Annotated in this window: 14 protein-coding genes; 6 read left to right on the top strand and 8 right to left on the bottom strand. The window is 44.8% G+C overall.

What is annotated here, in order from left to right; genetic code table 11:
- Window positions 1-348, bottom strand: a 348-nt coding sequence (locus tag Q0081_RS04340) for a carboxypeptidase-like regulatory domain-containing protein (protein ID WP_298349761.1), incomplete at its 3' end; no start/stop codon positions are given.
- A 302-nt stretch (window positions 349-650) separates the two neighbouring features.
- Here Q0081_RS04340 and Q0081_RS04335 point away from each other — a divergent pair.
- Both Q0081_RS04335 and Q0081_RS04330 read left to right on the top strand, forming a co-directional pair.
- Window positions 651-1,547 (top strand): AraC family transcriptional regulator, encoded by an 897-nt coding sequence (locus Q0081_RS04335; RefSeq protein ID WP_298349759.1) that lies wholly within the window; start codon window positions 651-653, stop codon window positions 1,545-1,547.
- Window positions 1,548-1,768: 221 nt separating this feature from the next.
- Entirely contained in the window at window positions 1,769-3,553 is a 1,785-nt protein-coding gene (locus Q0081_RS04330) for an acyl-CoA dehydrogenase (protein ID WP_298349757.1), read from the top strand.
- 387 nt (window positions 3,554-3,940) lie between these two features.
- On the opposite strand, the gene Q0081_RS04325 is transcribed toward Q0081_RS04330, so the two are convergent.
- The 5 genes from Q0081_RS04325 to Q0081_RS04305 all read right to left on the bottom strand — a co-directional run bounded on the left by Q0081_RS04325 (window position 3,941) and on the right by Q0081_RS04305 (window position 9,907).
- A complete protein-coding gene (locus Q0081_RS04325) occupies window positions 3,941-4,714 on the bottom strand; it encodes an NIPSNAP family protein (protein ID WP_298349756.1) in 774 nt (257 codons plus the stop codon).
- 64 nt (window positions 4,715-4,778) lie between these two features.
- Complete coding sequence (locus Q0081_RS04320) at window positions 4,779-5,660, bottom strand: serine hydrolase (protein WP_298349755.1); 882 nt, start codon at window positions 5,658-5,660, stop codon at window positions 4,779-4,781.
- Between the two features lie 79 nt (window positions 5,661-5,739).
- Window positions 5,740-6,921 (bottom strand): AGE family epimerase/isomerase, encoded by a 1,182-nt coding sequence (locus Q0081_RS04315; protein ID WP_298349754.1) that lies wholly within the window; start codon window positions 6,919-6,921, stop codon window positions 5,740-5,742.
- 186 nt (window positions 6,922-7,107) lie between these two features.
- The gene (locus Q0081_RS04310; protein WP_298349751.1) at window positions 7,108-8,622 is read right to left on the bottom strand and encodes a sulfatase; all 1,515 of its coding nucleotides are present in this window, start codon (window positions 8,620-8,622) and stop codon (window positions 7,108-7,110) included.
- Between the two features lie 106 nt (window positions 8,623-8,728).
- Window positions 8,729-9,907, bottom strand: a complete 1,179-nt coding sequence (locus tag Q0081_RS04305; RefSeq protein WP_298349750.1) for an exo-alpha-sialidase — start codon at window positions 9,905-9,907, stop codon at window positions 8,729-8,731.
- Between the two features lie 150 nt (window positions 9,908-10,057).
- Here Q0081_RS04305 and Q0081_RS04300 point away from each other — a divergent pair, with 150 nt between their 5' ends.
- Window positions 10,058-11,515, top strand: a complete 1,458-nt coding sequence (locus tag Q0081_RS04300; protein WP_298349748.1) for a sulfatase — start codon at window positions 10,058-10,060, stop codon at window positions 11,513-11,515.
- Between the two features lie 75 nt (window positions 11,516-11,590).
- Here Q0081_RS04300 and Q0081_RS04295 read toward each other — a convergent pair whose 3' ends face one another.
- Window positions 11,591-11,800, bottom strand: a complete 210-nt coding sequence (locus tag Q0081_RS04295) for a heavy-metal-associated domain-containing protein (protein ID WP_298349747.1) — start codon at window positions 11,798-11,800, stop codon at window positions 11,591-11,593.
- A gap of 89 nt (window positions 11,801-11,889) precedes the next feature.
- Window positions 11,890-14,106 carry a cation-translocating P-type ATPase gene (locus tag Q0081_RS04290; protein ID WP_298349746.1) on the bottom strand — a complete coding sequence of 739 codons (2,217 nt, stop codon included), beginning with the start codon at window positions 14,104-14,106 and terminating at the stop codon, window positions 11,890-11,892.
- Window positions 14,107-14,294: 188 nt separating this feature from the next.
- Between Q0081_RS04290 and Q0081_RS04285 the strand changes: the two genes are divergently transcribed.
- The 3 genes from Q0081_RS04285 to Q0081_RS04275 all read left to right on the top strand — a co-directional run bounded on the left by Q0081_RS04285 (window position 14,295) and on the right by Q0081_RS04275 (window position 19,058).
- A complete protein-coding gene (locus Q0081_RS04285; RefSeq protein ID WP_298349745.1) occupies window positions 14,295-16,583 on the top strand; it encodes a glycosyl hydrolase family 95 catalytic domain-containing protein in 2,289 nt (762 codons plus the stop codon).
- Between the two features lie 64 nt (window positions 16,584-16,647).
- Window positions 16,648-17,427 (top strand): 5'/3'-nucleotidase SurE, encoded by a 780-nt coding sequence (gene surE, locus Q0081_RS04280; RefSeq protein WP_298349744.1) that lies wholly within the window; start codon window positions 16,648-16,650, stop codon window positions 17,425-17,427.
- Between the two features lie 41 nt (window positions 17,428-17,468).
- On the top strand, window positions 17,469-19,058 hold the full coding sequence (locus Q0081_RS04275) for a GH3 auxin-responsive promoter family protein (RefSeq protein WP_298349743.1): 1,590 nt from the start codon (window positions 17,469-17,471) through the stop codon (window positions 19,056-19,058).
- The last annotated feature ends 327 nt before the right edge of the window (window positions 19,059-19,385 follow it).

Below are 19,385 nucleotides of genomic sequence, written 5' to 3'. Positions count from 1 at the left end.
GCGCAAGGTAATATCAAGCGTAGAATTGCTGCCAACATCAATTGTTTGTGACAGGTACCCTACAAAACTGATGACCAATTGAGCGTCCTGATCGGGGATGCTGAGTTCGTATTTCCCGTTTACGTCGGTGGTAGTTCCTCTTTGAGTGCCTTTGAGTATTACATTTACCCCTGGCAACGGAGCGTTATTTGCCGCATCTTTTATCATTCCCCTAATCATTCGATCTGCGACGGTGGGGCTGGAAAACGCGTTGAAAACAGGCAGGATTACTAAGATTAGGGCAATTTTTACTACGCCTGATTTCATAGCGTTCCAAATAGATTCTTTTGATTTTAAAGGGTTTATCATAGTTTCACTTGGTTAGGATGACTTGAACCATTATTGTGAGTGCAAATGTCTGGGAAACTGGGTGAAACCTCGTTCAATTAATTATCTATTATGTACGCAAATTTATCATATCACTATTTAGGGTATTTTTATGAAATTACCATTCATACAGGCTATTGGCACTTGATTGCCGCAATAGGCTTCAAAAACAGTATAAATTGAGATAATTCAGCGCAGAGACAGATTTTTGTTGTATTTTGAGATAAAATATAATTATTGTAAAATTGTTGGCAGGTATAACCTAACATCATTGCTCAGACAAAATGAAACCTCAATTTTATTTAGTACCACGAGATATTTTAAGTTCTCATGTGTCACGCCATCACACGCTTCCTAATTTCGGGACCGTGTGGCACTATCATCCTGAATTGGAACTTCATTATATAGTAAGGGGCGAAGGAGTAAGGTTTGTAGGAGATAATGTCAGCAATTTTAATGCGGGTGAACTGCTTTTATTGGGAGAAAACTTGCCTCACATGTGGCGCTGCAACGAACAGTATTTCAGGCAAGACCCTAACATCACAGCCGAAGCGGTCGTTGTTCAGTTTTTGCCTGATTTTATGGGGAAGGATTTCCTAAAAAAATCAGAATCCGATGCCATTCATTATTTATATGAGAAGGCAAAAGCAGGATTGGTCATTACGGGAAGTGCCCGCGAACGGCTGATTCCGTTAATGATCAAATCTGCTAAAACGACTGGGTTGCAGCGGCTTGTGCTTATTCTTACCATGCTGGAAATATTGACTGAAAGTGAAGACATGCATCCGATTTCTACCAAAGATGCCTTATATCATCCCAACAAGGAAGAGACTGACCGACTAAATAAAGTCTATAATTATACGCTGATAAACTATAAGAAAGAATTGACCTTGGAAGAGATTGCCTCTGTGGCCAATTTGAGCGTTACATCATTTTGCCGCTATTTTAAAATGATGACTAAGAAAACTTTCCATGATTTTTTGATAGAAATCCGAATCAGTCATGCGCAAAGAATGCTGGTAGAAGACAGCAGCATTACAACAGAGGCAGTTTGTTTTGAATGTGGTTTCAATAACCGGTCTAATTTCTTCGGACATTTTAAAAGAATCACGGGCCTTACTCCCGTCGAGTACAAACGCAAATGCCATTGTGTGCAAATTCCACAAACCATTTATCAGTGATTTTTAAGCAATTCCATGCCTTGCAGGGAGGACTGTAATGAATGGCTTACTTCATCAATGCCTCTCACAGTACCTACTGAAAAAGTCCATTGAATTATTGCTATCTCAAGGTTGGTGTCCGCACCAGCCTTAATTTTTCAGACAATGTCTTCACTGGCTTTACTTTTTTTACTTCATTCCTATTATTCACTGATAACAGTTAACAGACAACGAATCACCCCATGTATTTTTCTAAACGCGACCTCCAGTTTAATTTGTATGAGTTGCTCAATGTGGAGCAACTGACTCAATACGCTTATTTTCAAGATCATAATCGTGAGTCTTTTGATATGGTTTTGGATGCTGCCGAACAAATTGCCGATAAAATGCTGCATCCGCTACTTATCGAAATGGACCGAAAAGAGCCTCAGTTGGTAGAAGGGAAAATCCGAGTCCATGAAGGCATGAAAGCCATTGTCAAACGATTTGGGGAAGATGGATGGATCAATGCCACGTTTAGCTACGAAGAAGGCGGTCAGCAGGTGCCCGTTACGGTTCACAATGCGGCGGCGTTTATCTTTCAGGCAGCCAATTACTCCGCTAGTGTGTATCCTTTCTTGACAACGGGCGCGGCCAATTTGATTCGCAGTTTTGGCTCTCCCGAATTGATTGAAACCTACACGCCGCTCATGTACAACGGACGTTGGCAGGGGACCATGGCGCTGACCGAGCCCAACGCCGGCAGTTCATTGTCTGATATTTCGACGACTGCTCAACCTACCAATGAGGAAGGTGTTTACAAAATCCAGGGTCAAAAAATCTTTATTTCCTGCGGTGACCACGATGCCTGCGAAAACGTGGTTCATTTACTTTTGGCCAAAATCAAAGGTGGCCCCGTGGGTACTAAAGGCATTTCGTTGTTTGTAGTACCCCAAAAACGGATAAAGGATAACGGATTATCGGAAAACGATGTTACCACGGCCGGTGTTTATCATAAAATGGGTTATAAGGGAGCGCCGATTGCGCACTTGATGTTTGGCTCTAACGATGATTGCAAAGGCTACCTGGTGGGCGAGCCGCACAAGGGATTGTCGTACATGTTTCAGATGATGAACGAAGCCCGCGTAGGGGTAGGCACAAATGCGGCTGCCATCGGAACGGCGGCCTATCATGCCTCGCTTGCCTACGCCAAAGAGCGCCCCCAAGGACGACCCATTGGCGCCAAAGACCCAACTCAACCTCAAACATTGATTATCAACCATGCCGACGTTAAACGGATGTTGTTGTTCCAAAAGTCGGTGGTAGAAGGCTCGCTGTCATTGTTGCTCCAATGCGGCTTGTGGTCGGATTTGGCACACGTTGCCGAAGGCGAAACCAAAGAGCGTGCCGAACTGCTGCTTGATTTGCTGACCCCCATCGCCAAATCGTATCCTTCAGAAATGTGCTGCCAAACCACGAGCGCGGCCGTGCAGATTTTGGGCGGGGCCGGTTACACTACCGATTTTCCGATGGAGCAGTACTACCGCGAAGCACGTATTCACCCCATTCACGAAGGAACAACCGGAATTCACGGCTTGGATTTGTTGGGTCGGAAGATTACCCTGAAAGGGGGAAAAGGGGTACAGTTTCTGATGCAGGAAATCCAACAAACCATTGGCGAGTCTAAAAATTCTACTTTGAAAAATTTAGGGGAATTATTGGAAAAAGCACTTGGAAGGGTCCAAAAAGTAACGGAACATTTACTGGCGCTTGCCTCCCAAAATGTAGAAGTGTTTTTGGCCGACGCTACTCTTTATTTAGAGTTTTTCGGTATTGTAACCATCGCGTGGCAATGGTTGAAACAAGCCGTTCAGGCACAAAAAGCGTTGGTTCAGGCTGTCTCCGAAAGCGACCGGAACTTTTACCAAGGCAAGATTGCTACTGCTCATTATTTTTTTGAATATGAACTTGTCAAAACGATTTCTTTGTCGCAACGCTTGACGAGCAGCGACCGAACAACCGTCGAAATGCAAGCTGAATGGTTTTAAGTATTTAGTATTAAGTAATTGAGTATTTGGAAAATGTATAATCGTCTGTTTATCAATAACTTGACAAAAACGCAATACTTGGTACTATTTACTTAATACTCCTTAAAATAAAAGTTATGTCAATTTATGGACAAAAAAAAGCCGTGCGGAAAATCCACGCGGCTTTTTGACTTTACTCAACGTTATGAAAAACTCTTTATTTTGACGCTTTCGGATAAATTAAGTAACACTAATGTTCTTTAATTTCTGCAAAGCTATGAATTATCTTACTAATAAACGCTACTTAACTTATAATCTGTACGTTATAGCCCTGCAAAAGTACTAATATATTAAATAACCCCTAATGAAAATGGTAATAAATCAGTAATTTGTTAATGAAATGCCAATCTAAATATATGAATAGGCTGTTGGTTCCAGAAAAATACGCTCAATGCGTGAAACCGTATTTGCATATTCAGTTGCTTGAGAGACCTGTTTCCAATCCGGATCGGCGCTGAATTTTGCCCAATTGGCGTTGCGTTCTTCCATATCTTTGAAGGTTAGCATGTATGTCAAACAAGGCATTCGGGAGCCAATCAACACCTCTCCAAAAAATACAATGTGCAGACCAGTCTTGTTAAAAATCGTAATTTCGCTGTCATTAAACATTTTGATCTTTCTCCGCACCGCATCTTCGTTATAGCCTTCATAGGTCCGTAGTTCCATGATTCTGGGTTCTTTGGCGGGCGTCATTAATTGAGGCATACCGTCAAAAGCCAACATCAGAGAGCTGCTGACACGGTCATAAATTGCTTTATCAACAGGAGTTTGGTGGTAGGTTTCGGCCGCTTTGATAAATTCGGCGTCGGTTTTCAGTTGGGTTTTGATTTGAAAATAATTTCCTTGGGAAGGATACACCAACAGCAAATGCAATTTGGCCGGTTCATCTTTACCTACTTCTTTAAAAACACCGATTTTGGTTACTCCCAAGCGGTTCATGGCGGGAATCAGTACATTTTGGAGGTATGCTTCCAAACGGCCCATGCCACCCATTTTCAATTCATAAGACCGCAATTCATACACTTCTTTCTCTGCTTTGGGAGCCGATTCTGCGGCAAGTACCGATGAAACGCTGCTTAGACCCAACATAGACGACGCCGCAATAAACTTTCTTCTTTTCATTTTAAAATTAGGTTATTAGCAGCTAAAGCATTCATTAGCCGGTAACTACGGTCTCTGCTCCTGATTATTTAATAAAATTGTAAATCATCTCCGATACTTCCGCAAGGGCCTTTACACCAGCTTTTGTGTTGGTGAGTTTTTTGGAGAGAACTACCAATACATACGTTCGTCCATCGGGCAAAAATACGATACCTGAATCATGCTGTACGCCCGTGATGGAACCTGTTTTATGAGCCACTTTCACATCTTTGGGAAGATGAGCCGGAATTACTTCGTTGAATTTTTGGTCAAACAGAATTTGGGTCATGGCTTCAGACGCTTTTTTATTTACAACCTTCTTGCGCGCGATTTGTTCAAAAATAAGCAGTAAGTCATAGGCCGTAACGGAGTTGTTCATGTTCAAATTAAATGCTTTGGTATCTTCCACACCTCGTCGCACCTGTATGTCCCGGGCTCCCATTTTTCGCATGGTAGTGTTGGCATTTTTGGCGTTCACCAAATCAATTAAAATGTTGGTAGCCAGATTGCTGCTGACAATAATCATCTGATACGTCAGGTCATAAATCGTCATTTTTGTACCGATTTTTTTGTACATCCCATCGGCACTGTCATCGCTGATATCGAGACTGAACGGGCTGCCGTCGACGATACTTTTAAATTCATTTTTAACTAAAATGGAATCGGTTAACTTAAATTTTTTGGCTTTGGCCTGCTTGAATACTTCAATCATGACGGGCGTTTTCATGGTACTTGCCGCATGGAAGTTTTCTTTTTCGTTGATCAACAGGGTTTGGTTGGTTTGTAAATCTTTAAAAGCAACGCCAAATACACCTTCTACAGATTTCAGTTTTAGGAGGATGGAGTCTTTTAAGTTTTCCAACGTTGGTTTTTGAGCGATAGCAGGAACAGTTAGGCCCACCAAAAGGCAGATAAAGAGGTTTCTCATTGCAGGTTAGTTTTATAGGGCTAAACATAACCAAATTTTTTAGAACCCTTTACTGATTTGTCCTTTTAAATCAAGGACTTTAGAAAGCCTTAATTGATTTTTTATTCATCCCCTCCAACGTCTGCCAACACTGATACAATGCCCGTGGCACATGGTAGCAGCCTTTCCATTTGCCGCCTTTGAGCGGTAATAAAACTTCGCCTCTGCGGTCCAAATAGCCGTACCATTCACCATGGACCGGGTCAGGGAAGTGCGACCAAGTGTAGCTGTGAACGCGTTCAAACCATTCCCAACAGGCTGGGTTTTGCGTGTGTTGGTAGCCTTTCAAAAGCGCAATGAGTGTTTCGACGTGTACCCACCACAATTTCTGATTCCATTCCAACTGTTGAGGCGGCGCTCCTTTGATATCCATGAAGTAGTAAATACCGCCAAATTCTCGGTCCCAACTGTATTCAAGGGTGTCTAACGTGATTTTGACTGCTTTTTCCAGTAAGGCTTTATCATTGAGCCGCACGGCCAAATCCATGATAAACCACATGGCTTCAATGGTGTGTCCGGGATTGAGCAGACGTCCTTCAAAACTATCCGAAAAGCTGCCATCTGGGGTAACGTTTTCCAAAATTAGGCCTGATTTTGGCTCATAAAACACCTCCATCACTTCGTGGATACATTCGTGGATTGTCTGGTCAACTAATGATTTATCCAACAAATGCTCCATTTCCAGCGACAGATTACAGAGAATCATCGGCAAGGCAAAATTTTTGAGCGGACGCGTCCCTGCTACGGCTTTGCTCCACGGGCCTTTGGGGTTGTGTCGGCGGTTTAGGATTTGCTCAAATGTAGTTTTCGCTATGTCGGCATATTCTTGATTTTGAGCGGCTTGAGATAATTGCCCAAAGGCCATCGTAGCAAAGCAATCCGAGAAAATGTTGTAAGGTTGAATGAGCGCTTTTCCTTCGCGGATGGTGGAAAAATACCAACTTCCATCGGCCGCACGACCGTGTTTTAAAAGAAAATCGGCCCCGTGCTCTGCCACATTGAGCCATTCCTGACGTTGTTCCAAACGGTTGTACAGCATGGAAAACGTCCAAACTTGGCGGGCTTGCAGCCAAATGAATTTATCAGTGTCATAGACTTGTCCCTGTGAATCAAGGCAAGTGAAAAAGCCTCCCTGTTCGCGGTCGAGCGAGTGCTTAATCCAGAAAGGAATGACGTCGTTCAGGAGATTATTTCGGTATTGATTGGCGTAGTTTTTAAGCATAGTTGGTTGAGTTTCATTTCACGCAGAGAAAAGGCAAAGGAGCTGAGAGGCAAAGGTTTTTCCCTTGCTGGTATTTTTTACCAACGAGTTTTCTCAAATATCATTAGCAGCGTTTTGCAGGTGTTTTTCACCTGCAAAGGCGTAAATATTTTTTGCCAATTTGCTCTACTTGCTTCTTGCTCTTCTTTAAATTCCTTCTTTCTTCAAAATCTCCCCCGCTTCGGTGTCTTCATATTGGAGAATAACCTTCTTTAAATCAGTCAATAACCGTTTTTGAATGGTTTTGTAGGCCGGATTGCCGTACTGGTTTTTCAGTTCGTAGGGGTCCGTTTTGAGGTCATAGAGTTCCCAATATTCACCGTCATTGTAAAACCGAATCAACTTATAGCGGTCAGTACGGATGCCGAAATGAGTTTGCACGCTGTGCTCGGCGGGATATTCGTAATAGTGATAATACGTTGATTTTCGGGGTGTTTTACTAAAAAAGGATTGCCCTTGCATATCAGAAGGAACGGGGAGACCTGCTTCCTGTAAAATCGTGGGCGCAAAATCAGTATTGTTGTGAATGGCTCGGTCAATGGTGCCCGGTTTGATGTGCTTTGGATAGCGAATCAGCATCGGCATGTGGTGCGATTCTTCGTACATAAAGCGTTTGTCAAACCAACCGTGTTCGCCCAAATAAAACCCTTGGTCGGAAGAATAAATCACGATGGTGTTTTCGGTTAAACCCGTTTTATCCAAATAATCCAACACGCGACCTACGTTGCGGTCGAGCGAGAGGAGTGTTCCCAAATAATCCTGCATATAGCGTTGGTATTTCCATTCGTCGAGGGCGCGGCCCGACGGGTTTTTCTTTTTAAAATCGGCCGTCACTTGGTCATAATAGGCCAACCATGCTTTGCGCTGGGCGGGATTCATGCGTTTCACAAAGGCATCGTCGCCCGCGTCTACCTTCAAATCTTCTTTCAAACGCATGGTTTTGGTCACGGTCATGTCTTGGCGTTTGGCGGCGAGGCGGCCTTCGTAGGTATCATAAAATGTTTTAGGCAATTGAAATTTGACATTGTCAAACGCTCGTAAATCACCCGTATCGGGAAGCCAATTGCGGTGCGGGCATTTGTGGCCGATGACCAAACAAAACGGTTTGGAATCGTCGCGGTCGCTGCTCAGCCATTTTAGGGCTTTGTCGGTAATAACGTCGGTGGCATAGCCTTCTGCGCGAACGGTTTTATTGCCCATTTCAATAAAATCGGGGTTGTAATAGGCTCCCTGTCCGGGCAGAACCGACCAATAATCAAAATACTGCGGTGTGGCCTGTAAGTGCCATTTGCCGATCCAACTCGTCTGATATCCGGCGGCCTGTAGGTATTTGGGGTACATATTCTGACCAGCATCAAACTGTGTCAGGTTGTCTTTGTGGCCGTTTTTATGGCTGAATTTGCCCGTCAGCAGAGTAGCCCGACTCGGCGCACAAAGTGAATTGGTGCAAAACATGTTTTGGTACAAAGCTCCTTCTTTGGCCAATCGGTCGATGTTGGGTGTTTTGATGTACGGACTTCCGTAGGCACCAATGCCTTGCAGGGCGTGGTCGTCTGAGAAAATAATGAGGATATTGGGGCGTTTGTCTTGGGGTTTGAAAGACAGAAAGCCGGTTGCTAACATTAAAAAGAAAGCGAAGAATGAAAAGAGTTTCTTTTTCATACGATTTGTTAAGACGTTTTTATTGTACCACAGAGTTACACTGAGCGGTCCGCCGCAGCGGTTTTTCACAGAGTTTCACAAAGTGTTACGTTCCTATGTGTTCTATCTACCTATGTGGTTCCAACCAATCATACCTAAAGAAAGCATAAACGATTTGAGTATAATCGTCTTTTTCGTACAAAACCCCAATATTCTTATCTTTTTGCACTACTAAGTCAGAATAGGCCGCCGGCCCTCCGTAGATTTCTTTGCCTGCCGACCAACTTTTTCCATCGTCATAGCTGACGCGGACGGTTAATTTTTCGCGTTTGGTTTGGCTGTTGGCATTGGAAAAAATCAATACTTTTTGCCCTTTTTTGGGTTGGAAATCAATCATACTCCCCTGACAAACAGGGTCGGGAAGGTCGTTCATGATTTTTACTTCGTCCCAGGTTTCCCCCGCATTTTTGGTAAACGCCTGAATTCGGTATTTAGCACCGCCCGATTGGTTGCGGCAATTGAACAGCAAACTTCCATCGGAGGTTTCGGCGGCAATGGCTTCATTACTGCTTGCATAAGCTACGTTAGGTGAAAGTTTGAAGGTTTTTCCGTGGTCATCGCTGTAAAAAGCGTGTGCCACATAATCTCGCGACTGTTTTTGTGGAGGCCCTGCGGAGTGATTGGCGGCGATAAAAATTCGGCCTTTGTAGTTGCCTTTTTGAATTTGCAATCCGTGGCCGGGTGTATTGGCGTACGAGCGCCAATCCTCCTTGAAATGGTAATTTGGATTGATTTCGGGTTGGTTGGGTTTGGAAACCTGAGTCGTGATATTGACGGGTTCGGACCACGTTTGCCCGTTGTCAGTGCTGGTTTTGTACCACACTTCCCGAATGGCTTTTCCTTCGCGCACTTCCTGTTCGTGGGCGATACCTGTATTGTAAAACAGGAAAAGGCGTCCTTTGGGAAATTGTTTGTCTTTTAAGTCAAAAACGGGCGCTTGGTTGCCGGCTTGGTCGTTGCCGTTGTCAGCGGCAATTTGCAGTTTCCCCCAAGAAACGCCGTTGTCTTTGCTGCGTTTCATTACGATTTCGACGTCGCCAAAATCTCCGCAGTTGTTACGGCGGGCTTCGGCAAAAGCGAGTAAATCGCCGTTTGGGGCTTTGACAATGGCGGGGATGCGGTAGCATTTGTAGCCGTCTTGGCCGTTTTGGAAAACAACCGTTTCTTTAGGTGATTGTAGCCCGGTAGAGGATTGAGCAATGCAGAAGGTGGGAATTAATAAAAGTAGAAACAGAGGTAAATGCATCTTTGCGGGGATTCAACAGGACTTGTTTAGATAAGAATCTTTATTGTTAAAGAACAAAACGGGTAAAAAGTACTACCAGTGGTATCTGAATCTGACAGAATTTTTCAAAATTATGATTAAGTTGCTGCTTCATTTTGTATTTCCTAAACCATGAAAAAACGAGTCCTTTTATTGTTGTTGCTGCCCTTGGTTTTCAGCCTTAGCTTTTACGTAACGCCTGCCGCGCCCCAAAAGCCCAATGTGATCTTTCTATTGGCCGACGATTTGGGGTGGGCCGATTTAGGGTGTTACGGAAATACGTTTCACGAAACCCCTAATTTGGATAAATTGGCGAAGGAAGGAATGCAGTTTACGCGGGCTTATTCTGCCTGTGCGGTGTGCTCGCCCACGCGAGCGAGCACCATGACGGGCAAGTATCCGGCTCGCCTCAAAATCACCGATTGGATTCCGGGCGTGGTGTATCCGTATGCAAAATTGACGACGGCTCGAATGCGCTATGAACTGCCGTTGGAAGAAGAAATTTTGCCCGAAATTTTACACAAAAACGGCTACGCTACGTACCACATCGGCAAGTGGCATTTGGGAGAAACGGAAGAGTTTTGGCCGCACAACCGAGGTTTTGACGTCAATATTGGCGGGCATTCCAAAGGGCAACCCGGTTCCTATTTTTATCCGTACAAAAACGTGACGCCGACGGCCGATTACTCAGTGAAGTTTTTACCTGAAGGCGGGAAAGAGGGTGATTATTTAACGGATTTTCTGACCGACCAAGCCCTGAAATTGTTGGAGAAAAATGCGCAGACCAGTAAGCCTTTTTTTCTGAATATGAGCTATTATCAAGTGCATACACCCCTGCAAGGCAAACCAGAATATGTCAAAAAATACGATGAGAAAAAGAAGCAGTTGGGCCTGACGAAGCAGAACACGACCTACGCCGCCATGATCCAGAGTTTGGACGAAAGTGTGGGACGAATTCTGGAAAAATTGAACGAGTTAGGGCTGCGCGAAAATACCATCGTGGTTTTTACTTCCGATAATGGCGGCTTGGTCGAGGTGGATGGCAACGCTCCGCTGCGGGAAGGTAAAGGGTTTTATTATGAAGGCGGCATTCGGGTGCCTCTGTTGGTGCGCTACCCGACAATGACAAAGCCCCAAACCCAAAATGAAAGCTCGGTTTGCAGCATTGATTTTGTGCCCACACTGCTGGAAATGACGCATTTACCTAAGAAAAAAGATGTAGATGGAGTAAGCTTTGCTGGTATTTTTCAAAATCGACAATCGGCACTCCGAAATCGTACTTTGTATTGGCATTATCCGCACTATCACACCCCTCAGCGACCGCCGACGGGCGCCATTTTGTCGGGCGATTATAAACTGTTAGAATACTTTGAAAATGGACGCTTGGAGTTGTACAACATAAAAGAAGACGTTTCAGAAACCCATGATTTGGCACAGGAGCAACCTGAATTAGCTCAAAAAATGCTTAAAAAACTAAGAAATTGGCAAAAAGAAACGAGGGCATTGATACCCGTTCCTAATCCAAATTACGACGCTGAAAAACCGTTCAGAAACCCAGTCACAGCGTGGAAAGGGGAGAATAGGATTTAAAGTTGGAGTCACGGAGGACGGAGAAACGGAGAACGGACGTGTTCCTTTATCCGTTTCTCCATTTTCCGAATGATACTATACTTCTGCGGCTTCAAACCCCGCTTTCTGCACGGCCGTTTCGATGAGTTCGCAGGTCAAATCCTCGCCCGATACTGTTAATATCTTTTCGGGATTATTAGTGTCCACTTTCCAGGTTTCCACGTTTTCGAGTTGGTTTAAAAACGGAGTTATTTTTGCTACGCAGCCTCCGCAATTGATATTGGTTTTGAATTGTAAGGTTTCCATGATTTATTGGATGGACGATTTTTGATGGACGATTGTCGATTTGAACTTAATTATTTAGGATAACAGTTAACGGATACACTGATAACGTACTACAAACGTTTGAGTTTCAATCTCAGGCTGTTGCCCACGACCGATACCGAGCTCAGCGCCATGGCCGCGCCCGCAATCATTGGATTGAGCAGAAAACCGTTGAAGGGGTATAACACACCCGCCGCCAGCGGAATTCCGATTAAGTTGTAAATAAATGCCCAAAACAGATTCTGATGGATGGCTGTTACTGTCCATTTGGACAGCAGAATGGCCTGCGGGATTTTTTGCAAATCGCTCGAAATGAGCGTCATTTTGGCCACGTCCATGGCAATGTCGGAGCCTTTTCCCATTGCAATACTTACGTCGGCCTGCGCCAAGGCGTGCGAGTCATTGATGCCGTCGCCGACCATGGCCACGACTTTGCCGGCCCGTTGTAATTCTTCCACAAAGGCCGCTTTGTCGGCGGGCAGCACCTGAGCTTTAAAATGTTTAATGCCAACCTGCTTCGCTACTTGTTGGGCCGTTTGGGTATTGTCGCCCGTCAACATATAAACCTCAATGCCTTGATTTTGAAGTGATTCAATGGCTGTGGCTGAGGAGGCTTTGATAGGGTCAGTGATGGCGAAAGTTGCCAAAATTTGGGTTTCATTGGCAAAAATAGTAACTGTCTTGGCCTCCGATTGCCATTGCTCAACGGGCAAATGTACCATTGAAAGTTGCCGCTCAGTCATCCAGGCAGGACTGCCCACGTAGTAGTTTTGGCCGTCAACCGTGGCTTTAATGCCTCGACCTGCCACATTTTCAAATTGCTGTACGACCCGTGTTTTTACGCCTTCGGCTTTTAATTGATTGACAACGGCTTCGGCCAAAGGGTGAGAGGATTGGCTTTCGATGGCGAGCAAAATGCTCTTTTGAATTTCATTATTTTCAACCCAAAAATGGTCGGAGACGGTAGGTTTTCCTCCCGTAATAGTACCCGTTTTATCCAAAATGATGGCATTGATTCGGTGGGCCAATTCCAGACTTTCGGCATCTTTGATGAGGATGCCGTTTTCGGCTCCTTTGCCCACACCCACCATGATGGCCGTGGGCGTAGCCAAGCCCAACGCACACGGACAGGCAATGACCAGCACTGTAACCGCTGCCAATAAGCCTTGCGACAGCGCGTTTTCGCCGCCGAACAGCAACCAAGTTACAAACGTCAAAATGGAAATGCCCATGACGATTGGGACAAAAATACCCGCGATTTTGTCGGTCAATTTTTGAATGGGTGCTTTGCTGCCCTGGGCGTTTTGAACCATCCGGATGATGCCCGCCAGTAACGTATCGCCGCCTACTTTCTCGGCAATGAACCGAAAACTTCCCTGTTGATTGACGGTGCCCGCAAAAACTTTAGTTCCCTTTGGTTTCTCAACGGGAATAGGTTCTCCCGATAACATACTTTCATCCACAAACGAAGAACCAAAAAGTACTTTTCCGTCTACAGCAATCTTATCGCCCGGCCTTACCAAAATGCGGTCGCCAATGCGAACTTGGGCCAATTCCACTTCTTTTTCTTCGCCGTTCTCAATGATCCAAACGGTATGCGGTTGCAAACCCATCAGTTTTTTGATGGCCGATGAGGTATTGGCTTTGGCTTTTTCTTCCAACAATTTTCCCAACATAATAAACACAATCACCACGGCTGCTGCCTCATAATACACGTGCGGATGCAGCCCTCGACTGTGCCAAAACTCAGGATAAACAGTATTGAAAAGACTGAAAAGAAACGCAATTCCTGTACTGAGTGCCACGAGTGTATCCATATTGGCTTGACCATGGCGGGCCTGTTTCCAGGCGTTGATGAAAAAACTTTTGCCGAACAGCGCCAATACGGGCGTTGTAAGCGCCAGCATGATCCAATTGGCGTAGAGTAAGTCCATGAAAAACATGCCAATCACCACCACGGGTACTGCCAAAACACTCGCCCAAATCACGTTGTTTTTGAGAGATTCTACGTGTGTCGCTTTTAATTCAGCTTGTTTGACTTGGGCATTTTCGGTGTCTATGATCAAATCATACCCCACCACCTGCACCGATTTTTTGAGGGCTTCGGGCGAGGTTTGATTCGCATTAAAGGTGATTTGGGCTGTTTCGTTGGCAAAATTGACCGCACATTCCAGCACCCCTTCCTGTTTATTGAGCACGTTTTCAACGCTGCCCGCACAGGCCGCGCACGTCATGCCCGTCACAGGAATCGTTATTTTTTGTTCTTTTTCTGCTTCTATCGTTTCCATTGAGGCGTACTATTTTGATACGACAAAGGTACGGTGCATGATGAAAGGAGTTGTTACATGATTCTCGGATAGATTTGTAAGATTATTGTTTACACATAATTTCATCATAAAAATCATTCCGAATGCTTTCGGAATCAGCGTTCCATTAAATTGCATAAAATTTGTGCGTTCAAGAAAAACAACATATCATGCTTAATTGCCTTTTCTGCTTATTGTCAATTGCTTTCTTATGGGTAAATCACCAATCTGCTGCCCAGGTTTCACCAAAACATGATTTGATTTTTGACAAACTCCCGACACGCTGGGACGAAGCTCTTCCGTTGGGCAATGGCTTTATGGGTGAATTGATTTGGCAAAAAGGAGACCAACTGCGCTTCTCGCTCGACCATGCCGAATTGTGGGATTTGCGCCCGATGGAAGGCATGAATAAACCCGAATTTACCTACCAATGGGTACAGGAACAAATCAAGAAAAACAATTATAAAGCTGTGCAGCAATACGGCGATGTGCCGTACGAGCGGGAGCCCGCCCCGAGCAAAATTCCCGGGGCGGCTTTGGAAATAGATACAAAAGAGTGGGGGAATGTGACTTCCGCACGGTTGAACATTCAGAAAGCGATAGCCGAAGTAAAATGGACAAACGGGGCTAAATTGACTTCGTTTGTGCACGCAGAAAATCACCTTGGCTATTTTCGGCTGGATGGCGTAAAAGAGTTTAGAATCAATTTGTTGGCCCCAAAATACGAAGGCGAAGTAGATAAAACCGCCGGAGGCTCGGTAGCGGGCGATGATTTGGCGCGATTGGGGTATAAACAGGGGAAAGTGATCGAAAACGGCACTTCGTACACCTATCGTCAGCAAGGCTGGGGTGGTTTTGAATACGAAGTAAGCGTGCGTTGGAAACAAACCAAAACAGATACTTGGGAAGGCGTTTGGGCTATTTCGGCGCATTATCCAAATAAACCAAAAACGCAGGCAGGTACCTTGACGGCCAATGTGTTGTCTTTTGAGAAAGCCTTGGTGAGTCATACCGCTTGGTGGCAACACTTTTGGGCGAAGTCGAGCATTAAATTGCCCGATGCCGTTTTGGAAAAGCAGTATTATTTGGAACAGTACAAATTTGGCAGCACTGCTCGCCGGGGTGCGCCGCCGATTTCGTTGCAGGCGGTTTGGACGGCCGATAATGGTCGCCTTCCCCCGTGGAAAGGGGATTTTCACCATGATTTGAATACCCAATTGAGTTATTGGCCGAGTTACACCGCCAATCATTTGGAAGAAGGAATCGGTTATTTGGACCATCTCGACCAAAACCGCCAAGCGTACCGCGATTATACAAAATGGTTTTACCAAACCGACGGAATCAACGTACCGGGCGTGACCACGCTGACGGGCGTACCGATGGGGGGGTGGATTCAATATTCGTTTTCACCTACGGTGTCTTCGTGGTTGGCGCAGCATTATTACCTGCAATGGCGCTACAGCATGGACCGCGATTTTCTTCAAAAACGGGCCTATCCATGGTTCAAAGAAGTGGCAACGTTTCTCGAAAAAAATACCTTTCTGAATGCCCAGGGTCAACGCCAATTGCCCATCAGTTCGAGCCCTGAAATCAACGACAATAAGGTAACGGCCTGGTTTTCTGAGAATACCAATTACGACCTGTCGCTGATGCGATTCACGTTTAGTAAGGTCGCAGAGTTGGCCACCGAGCTGAAACTCACGCAGGAGGCTGCGCACTGGCAAACCATCTTTAAGCAATTTGCAACCTATGCCGTTTCTGAAAATGCCGAATTGAAATTTGCGCCCTCTCTGCCTTACAATCAATCCCATCGGCATTTTTCGCATTTGATGGCCATTCATCCGTTGGGAGAAATACGCTGGGGAAATGGTGAAAATGACCAAAAAATCATCAAAAACAGTCTTACTTTGTTGGATAAAATCGGCCCGGATTGGTGGTGCGGCTACTCGTATGCGTGGTTGGGAAGTTTGAAAGCCCGGGCCAAAGACGGAGTAGGGGCGGCTAAAACGTTAAGGACTTTTGCCACGGCCTTTTGTTTGCCCAACTCCTTCCACGTCAACGGCGACCAAACCAAATCGGGTCTGTCCAAATTTACGTACCGTCCCTTTACGTTAGAGGGAAATTTTGCTTATGCGGCAGGTATTCAGGAGATGCTCATTCAGAGCTATGCAGGATTTATTGAGTTATTTCCCGCTGTCCCTATCGATTGGAAAGAGGTGTCGTTTACGAATTTGCGGACCGAAGGTGCTTTTTTAGTCAGTGCCACCCGCATGGGCGGATTGGTGGACGAATTGACCGTTGAAGCTGAAAAAGGGGGAGTGGCGCGTATCAAATGGCCTTTTAAAACCTATTTTATAAAGTCTCAAAAAGGGGTAACTTTGAAAAAAGCGGCAGGAGATTTGGTAGAACTTACGATACAAAAAGGCGGAAAGATTACTTTAAAAAATGGCTATGAGTAAGTCTCGTGTAAATATGATGATTTGTCTGTAACTTTGCCAGCCTAAAAATGAGCCATACTCCACTATGCATTCCAAAAAACCACTTATATTAGTCAGTAATGATGATGGTATTACATCGTTAGGAATCAAGACGTTAATAGAGTTAATGAAAGAATTGGGCGAGGTGGTTGTCGTAGCTCCCGACAGTCCGCAATCGGGAATGGGACACGCCATTACGATTGGAGAACCCTTACGATTGCACGCTACTGAGATTTTTGAAGATGTAAAAGCGTATGAATGCAGCGGCACCCCGGCTGACTGTGTGAAATTAGGAAAACATTACGTTTTAAAAGACCGGACACCCGATTTGGTCGTCAGCGGTATCAATCACGGTTCCAACAGTTCCATCAGTGTGTTGTATTCAGGAACGATGTCGGCAGCGATTGAGGCAGCGATAGAAGGCATTCCAGCGATTGGATTTTCATTGTGTGACTTTGGACCCAATGCTGATTTTTCGCATACCAAGCCGTACATTTTGCAATTGGCCAAGGCCGTGTTGGAAAATGGATTGCCCAAAGGAGTGGCCCTAAACGTTAATTTCCCAAAAAAAACGCACGAATCCATTAAAGGATTGCGAATTTGTCGGCAAACCAACGGAAAATGGCAGGAAGAATTTGAGAAGAGAAAAGACCCTTACGGCCGCAATTATTTCTGGATGGCTGGCAATTTTGTCAATTTTGATGAAGGCCGGGAAGATACCTGCGAATGGGCCTTGGGCAATAATTATGTTTCTGTAGTTCCCTGTCAGTATGATATGACAGCCTATCAGACCATCAAGTTAATGCAGGAATGGCAGTTTAATTAAGCGTTCAATGAAAGACATCAACACTAAAAACCCCTGATAGCATGGCACTTTTGGGAAACTTGTTAAAAGGAGGACTCTCACTCACGACGCGTATCCAAAACAGGAAAGTAAACTTTGCGAAAGTTCAGCGAAAAACGTTGAGCAAGCTACTGGCAAAAGCGCGTTACACGCAGTTTGGGGAGCAATATAACTTTGAAGAAATTCTCAATACGGCAGTTTTTGAAGAAGACAAGAGTTTTTATGAAAAATATAAGCAGCTTGTTCCCGTTCACAACTACGAAAAAATGTACCGGGAATGGTGGCACAAAGCCCGCGAAGGCGAAAAAAATGTGTGTTGGCCCGGGCGTGTCAAATATTTTGCCTTGAGTTCGGGTACTTCTGAGGCGGCGTCCAAGTACATTCCGGTTACCAAAGCCATGACAAAATCCTTTCGGAATACCAGTATTCGTCAGATTTTGTCTTTGGGTCGTTACAAAGAGTTGCCAAGCGATATCTACGAGAAAAACTTCTTGATGATTGGCGGAAGCAGTGACCTGACTGCCATTGATGAAGGTCGATTTGAAGGAGACGTAAGTGGTATCAACGCTAAAAATATTCCCTTTTGGTTTGAACCTTACTACAAACCCGGTCGCGAAATAGCCCGTGAGCGCGATTGGACCCGCAAACTGGAAAAGATTGTGGAAGAGGCACCCAATTGGGACATTGGCTTTATGGCCGGGGTGCCGGCATGGCTGCAGATTATTATGGAAAAAATCATTGAGCGCTACCAACTCAATAACATCCATGATATTTGGCCAAATTTAACCGTTTTTGGGCACGGAGGCGTATCGTTTGAGCCGTATCGTGTGGGTTTTGAGAAATTATTGGCCCATCCACTGATTTACATTGATACCTACTTAGCATCCGAAGGGTTTATTGCTTTTCAAAATCGCCCCGATGCCGATGGAATGAAGTTGGTGTTGGACAACGGTATTTTTTACGAATTTGTACCGTTTAATGAGCAAAACTTTAACGAAGACGGCGAACTCGTAGCCAACCTGGAAACGCTGATGATTGACGACGTGAAGGAAGGAGTGGACTACGCACTGCTGATTTCCACCTGTTCGGGCGCTTGGCGGTATTTGATTGGCGATACGATTAAGTTTGTCAATAAACGTCGGGCTGAAATTTCGGTTACGGGTCGTACCAAGCACTATTTGAGTCTTTGCGGGGAGCACCTTTCGGTCGAAAACATGAACAAAGCTATTGAATTGACCGCCGAAGAACTCGGAATCCGGGTCAAAGAATTTACGGTGGCGGGAGTTCGGGCCGACTCGCTTTTTGCCCATCATTGGTACATTGGCACCGACGACGAAGTGGACCCGGAGCAACTGCGCGATAAAATAGACAGTCACCTTAAATTATTAAATGACGATTACATTGTAGAGCGCCGTCATGCGCTGAAAGAAGTGATTGTTACCGTTTTGCCTTCAAAAGCGTTTTATGGTTGGATGGAGAAAAAAGGCAAGATGGGTGGTCAAAATAAATTCCCCCGGGTATTGAAGAAAAACCTCGTTGGAGAGTGGGAAGTTTTTTTGCAGGAAAAAGGATTTCCGAGCAAAAGCAGCCAATCTTCGGTGGATGCACTATGACATCTGAAAGGCACTTTTTACCAATTCAGTGACCTAAAATCCCGACTTAGAGGTTCATCCATTGATTCTGCCCTTCGATACACGCCCTCTTTGCGTTGTCGAAGGGCAGTTGTTTTGGTGTTTACTATAAGGCGATGTTATGACCTGATTCACTTTATTTCTGTAAAAAAAAAGGAGGGCAACGTCACTTAGGAATTAAAGTTAAATAATACTAAATCAAAACTATTATGTCGTATTTTTTAAATAAGGGAAACAGGTTAGTGAACTGACTTTCCCCTCTTGTTCAAAAAGATTTTCAACAATTTTTTGAATGCGCTCTTGCGCTTG

Source organism: Runella sp. (assembly GCF_027484545.1).
In the GTDB taxonomy this organism is placed as follows: Bacteria; Bacteroidota; Bacteroidia; order Cytophagales; family Spirosomataceae; genus Runella.
Note: the sequence above shows the minus strand (reverse complement) of the source record. Positions and strands in the feature narration are given on the sequence as shown.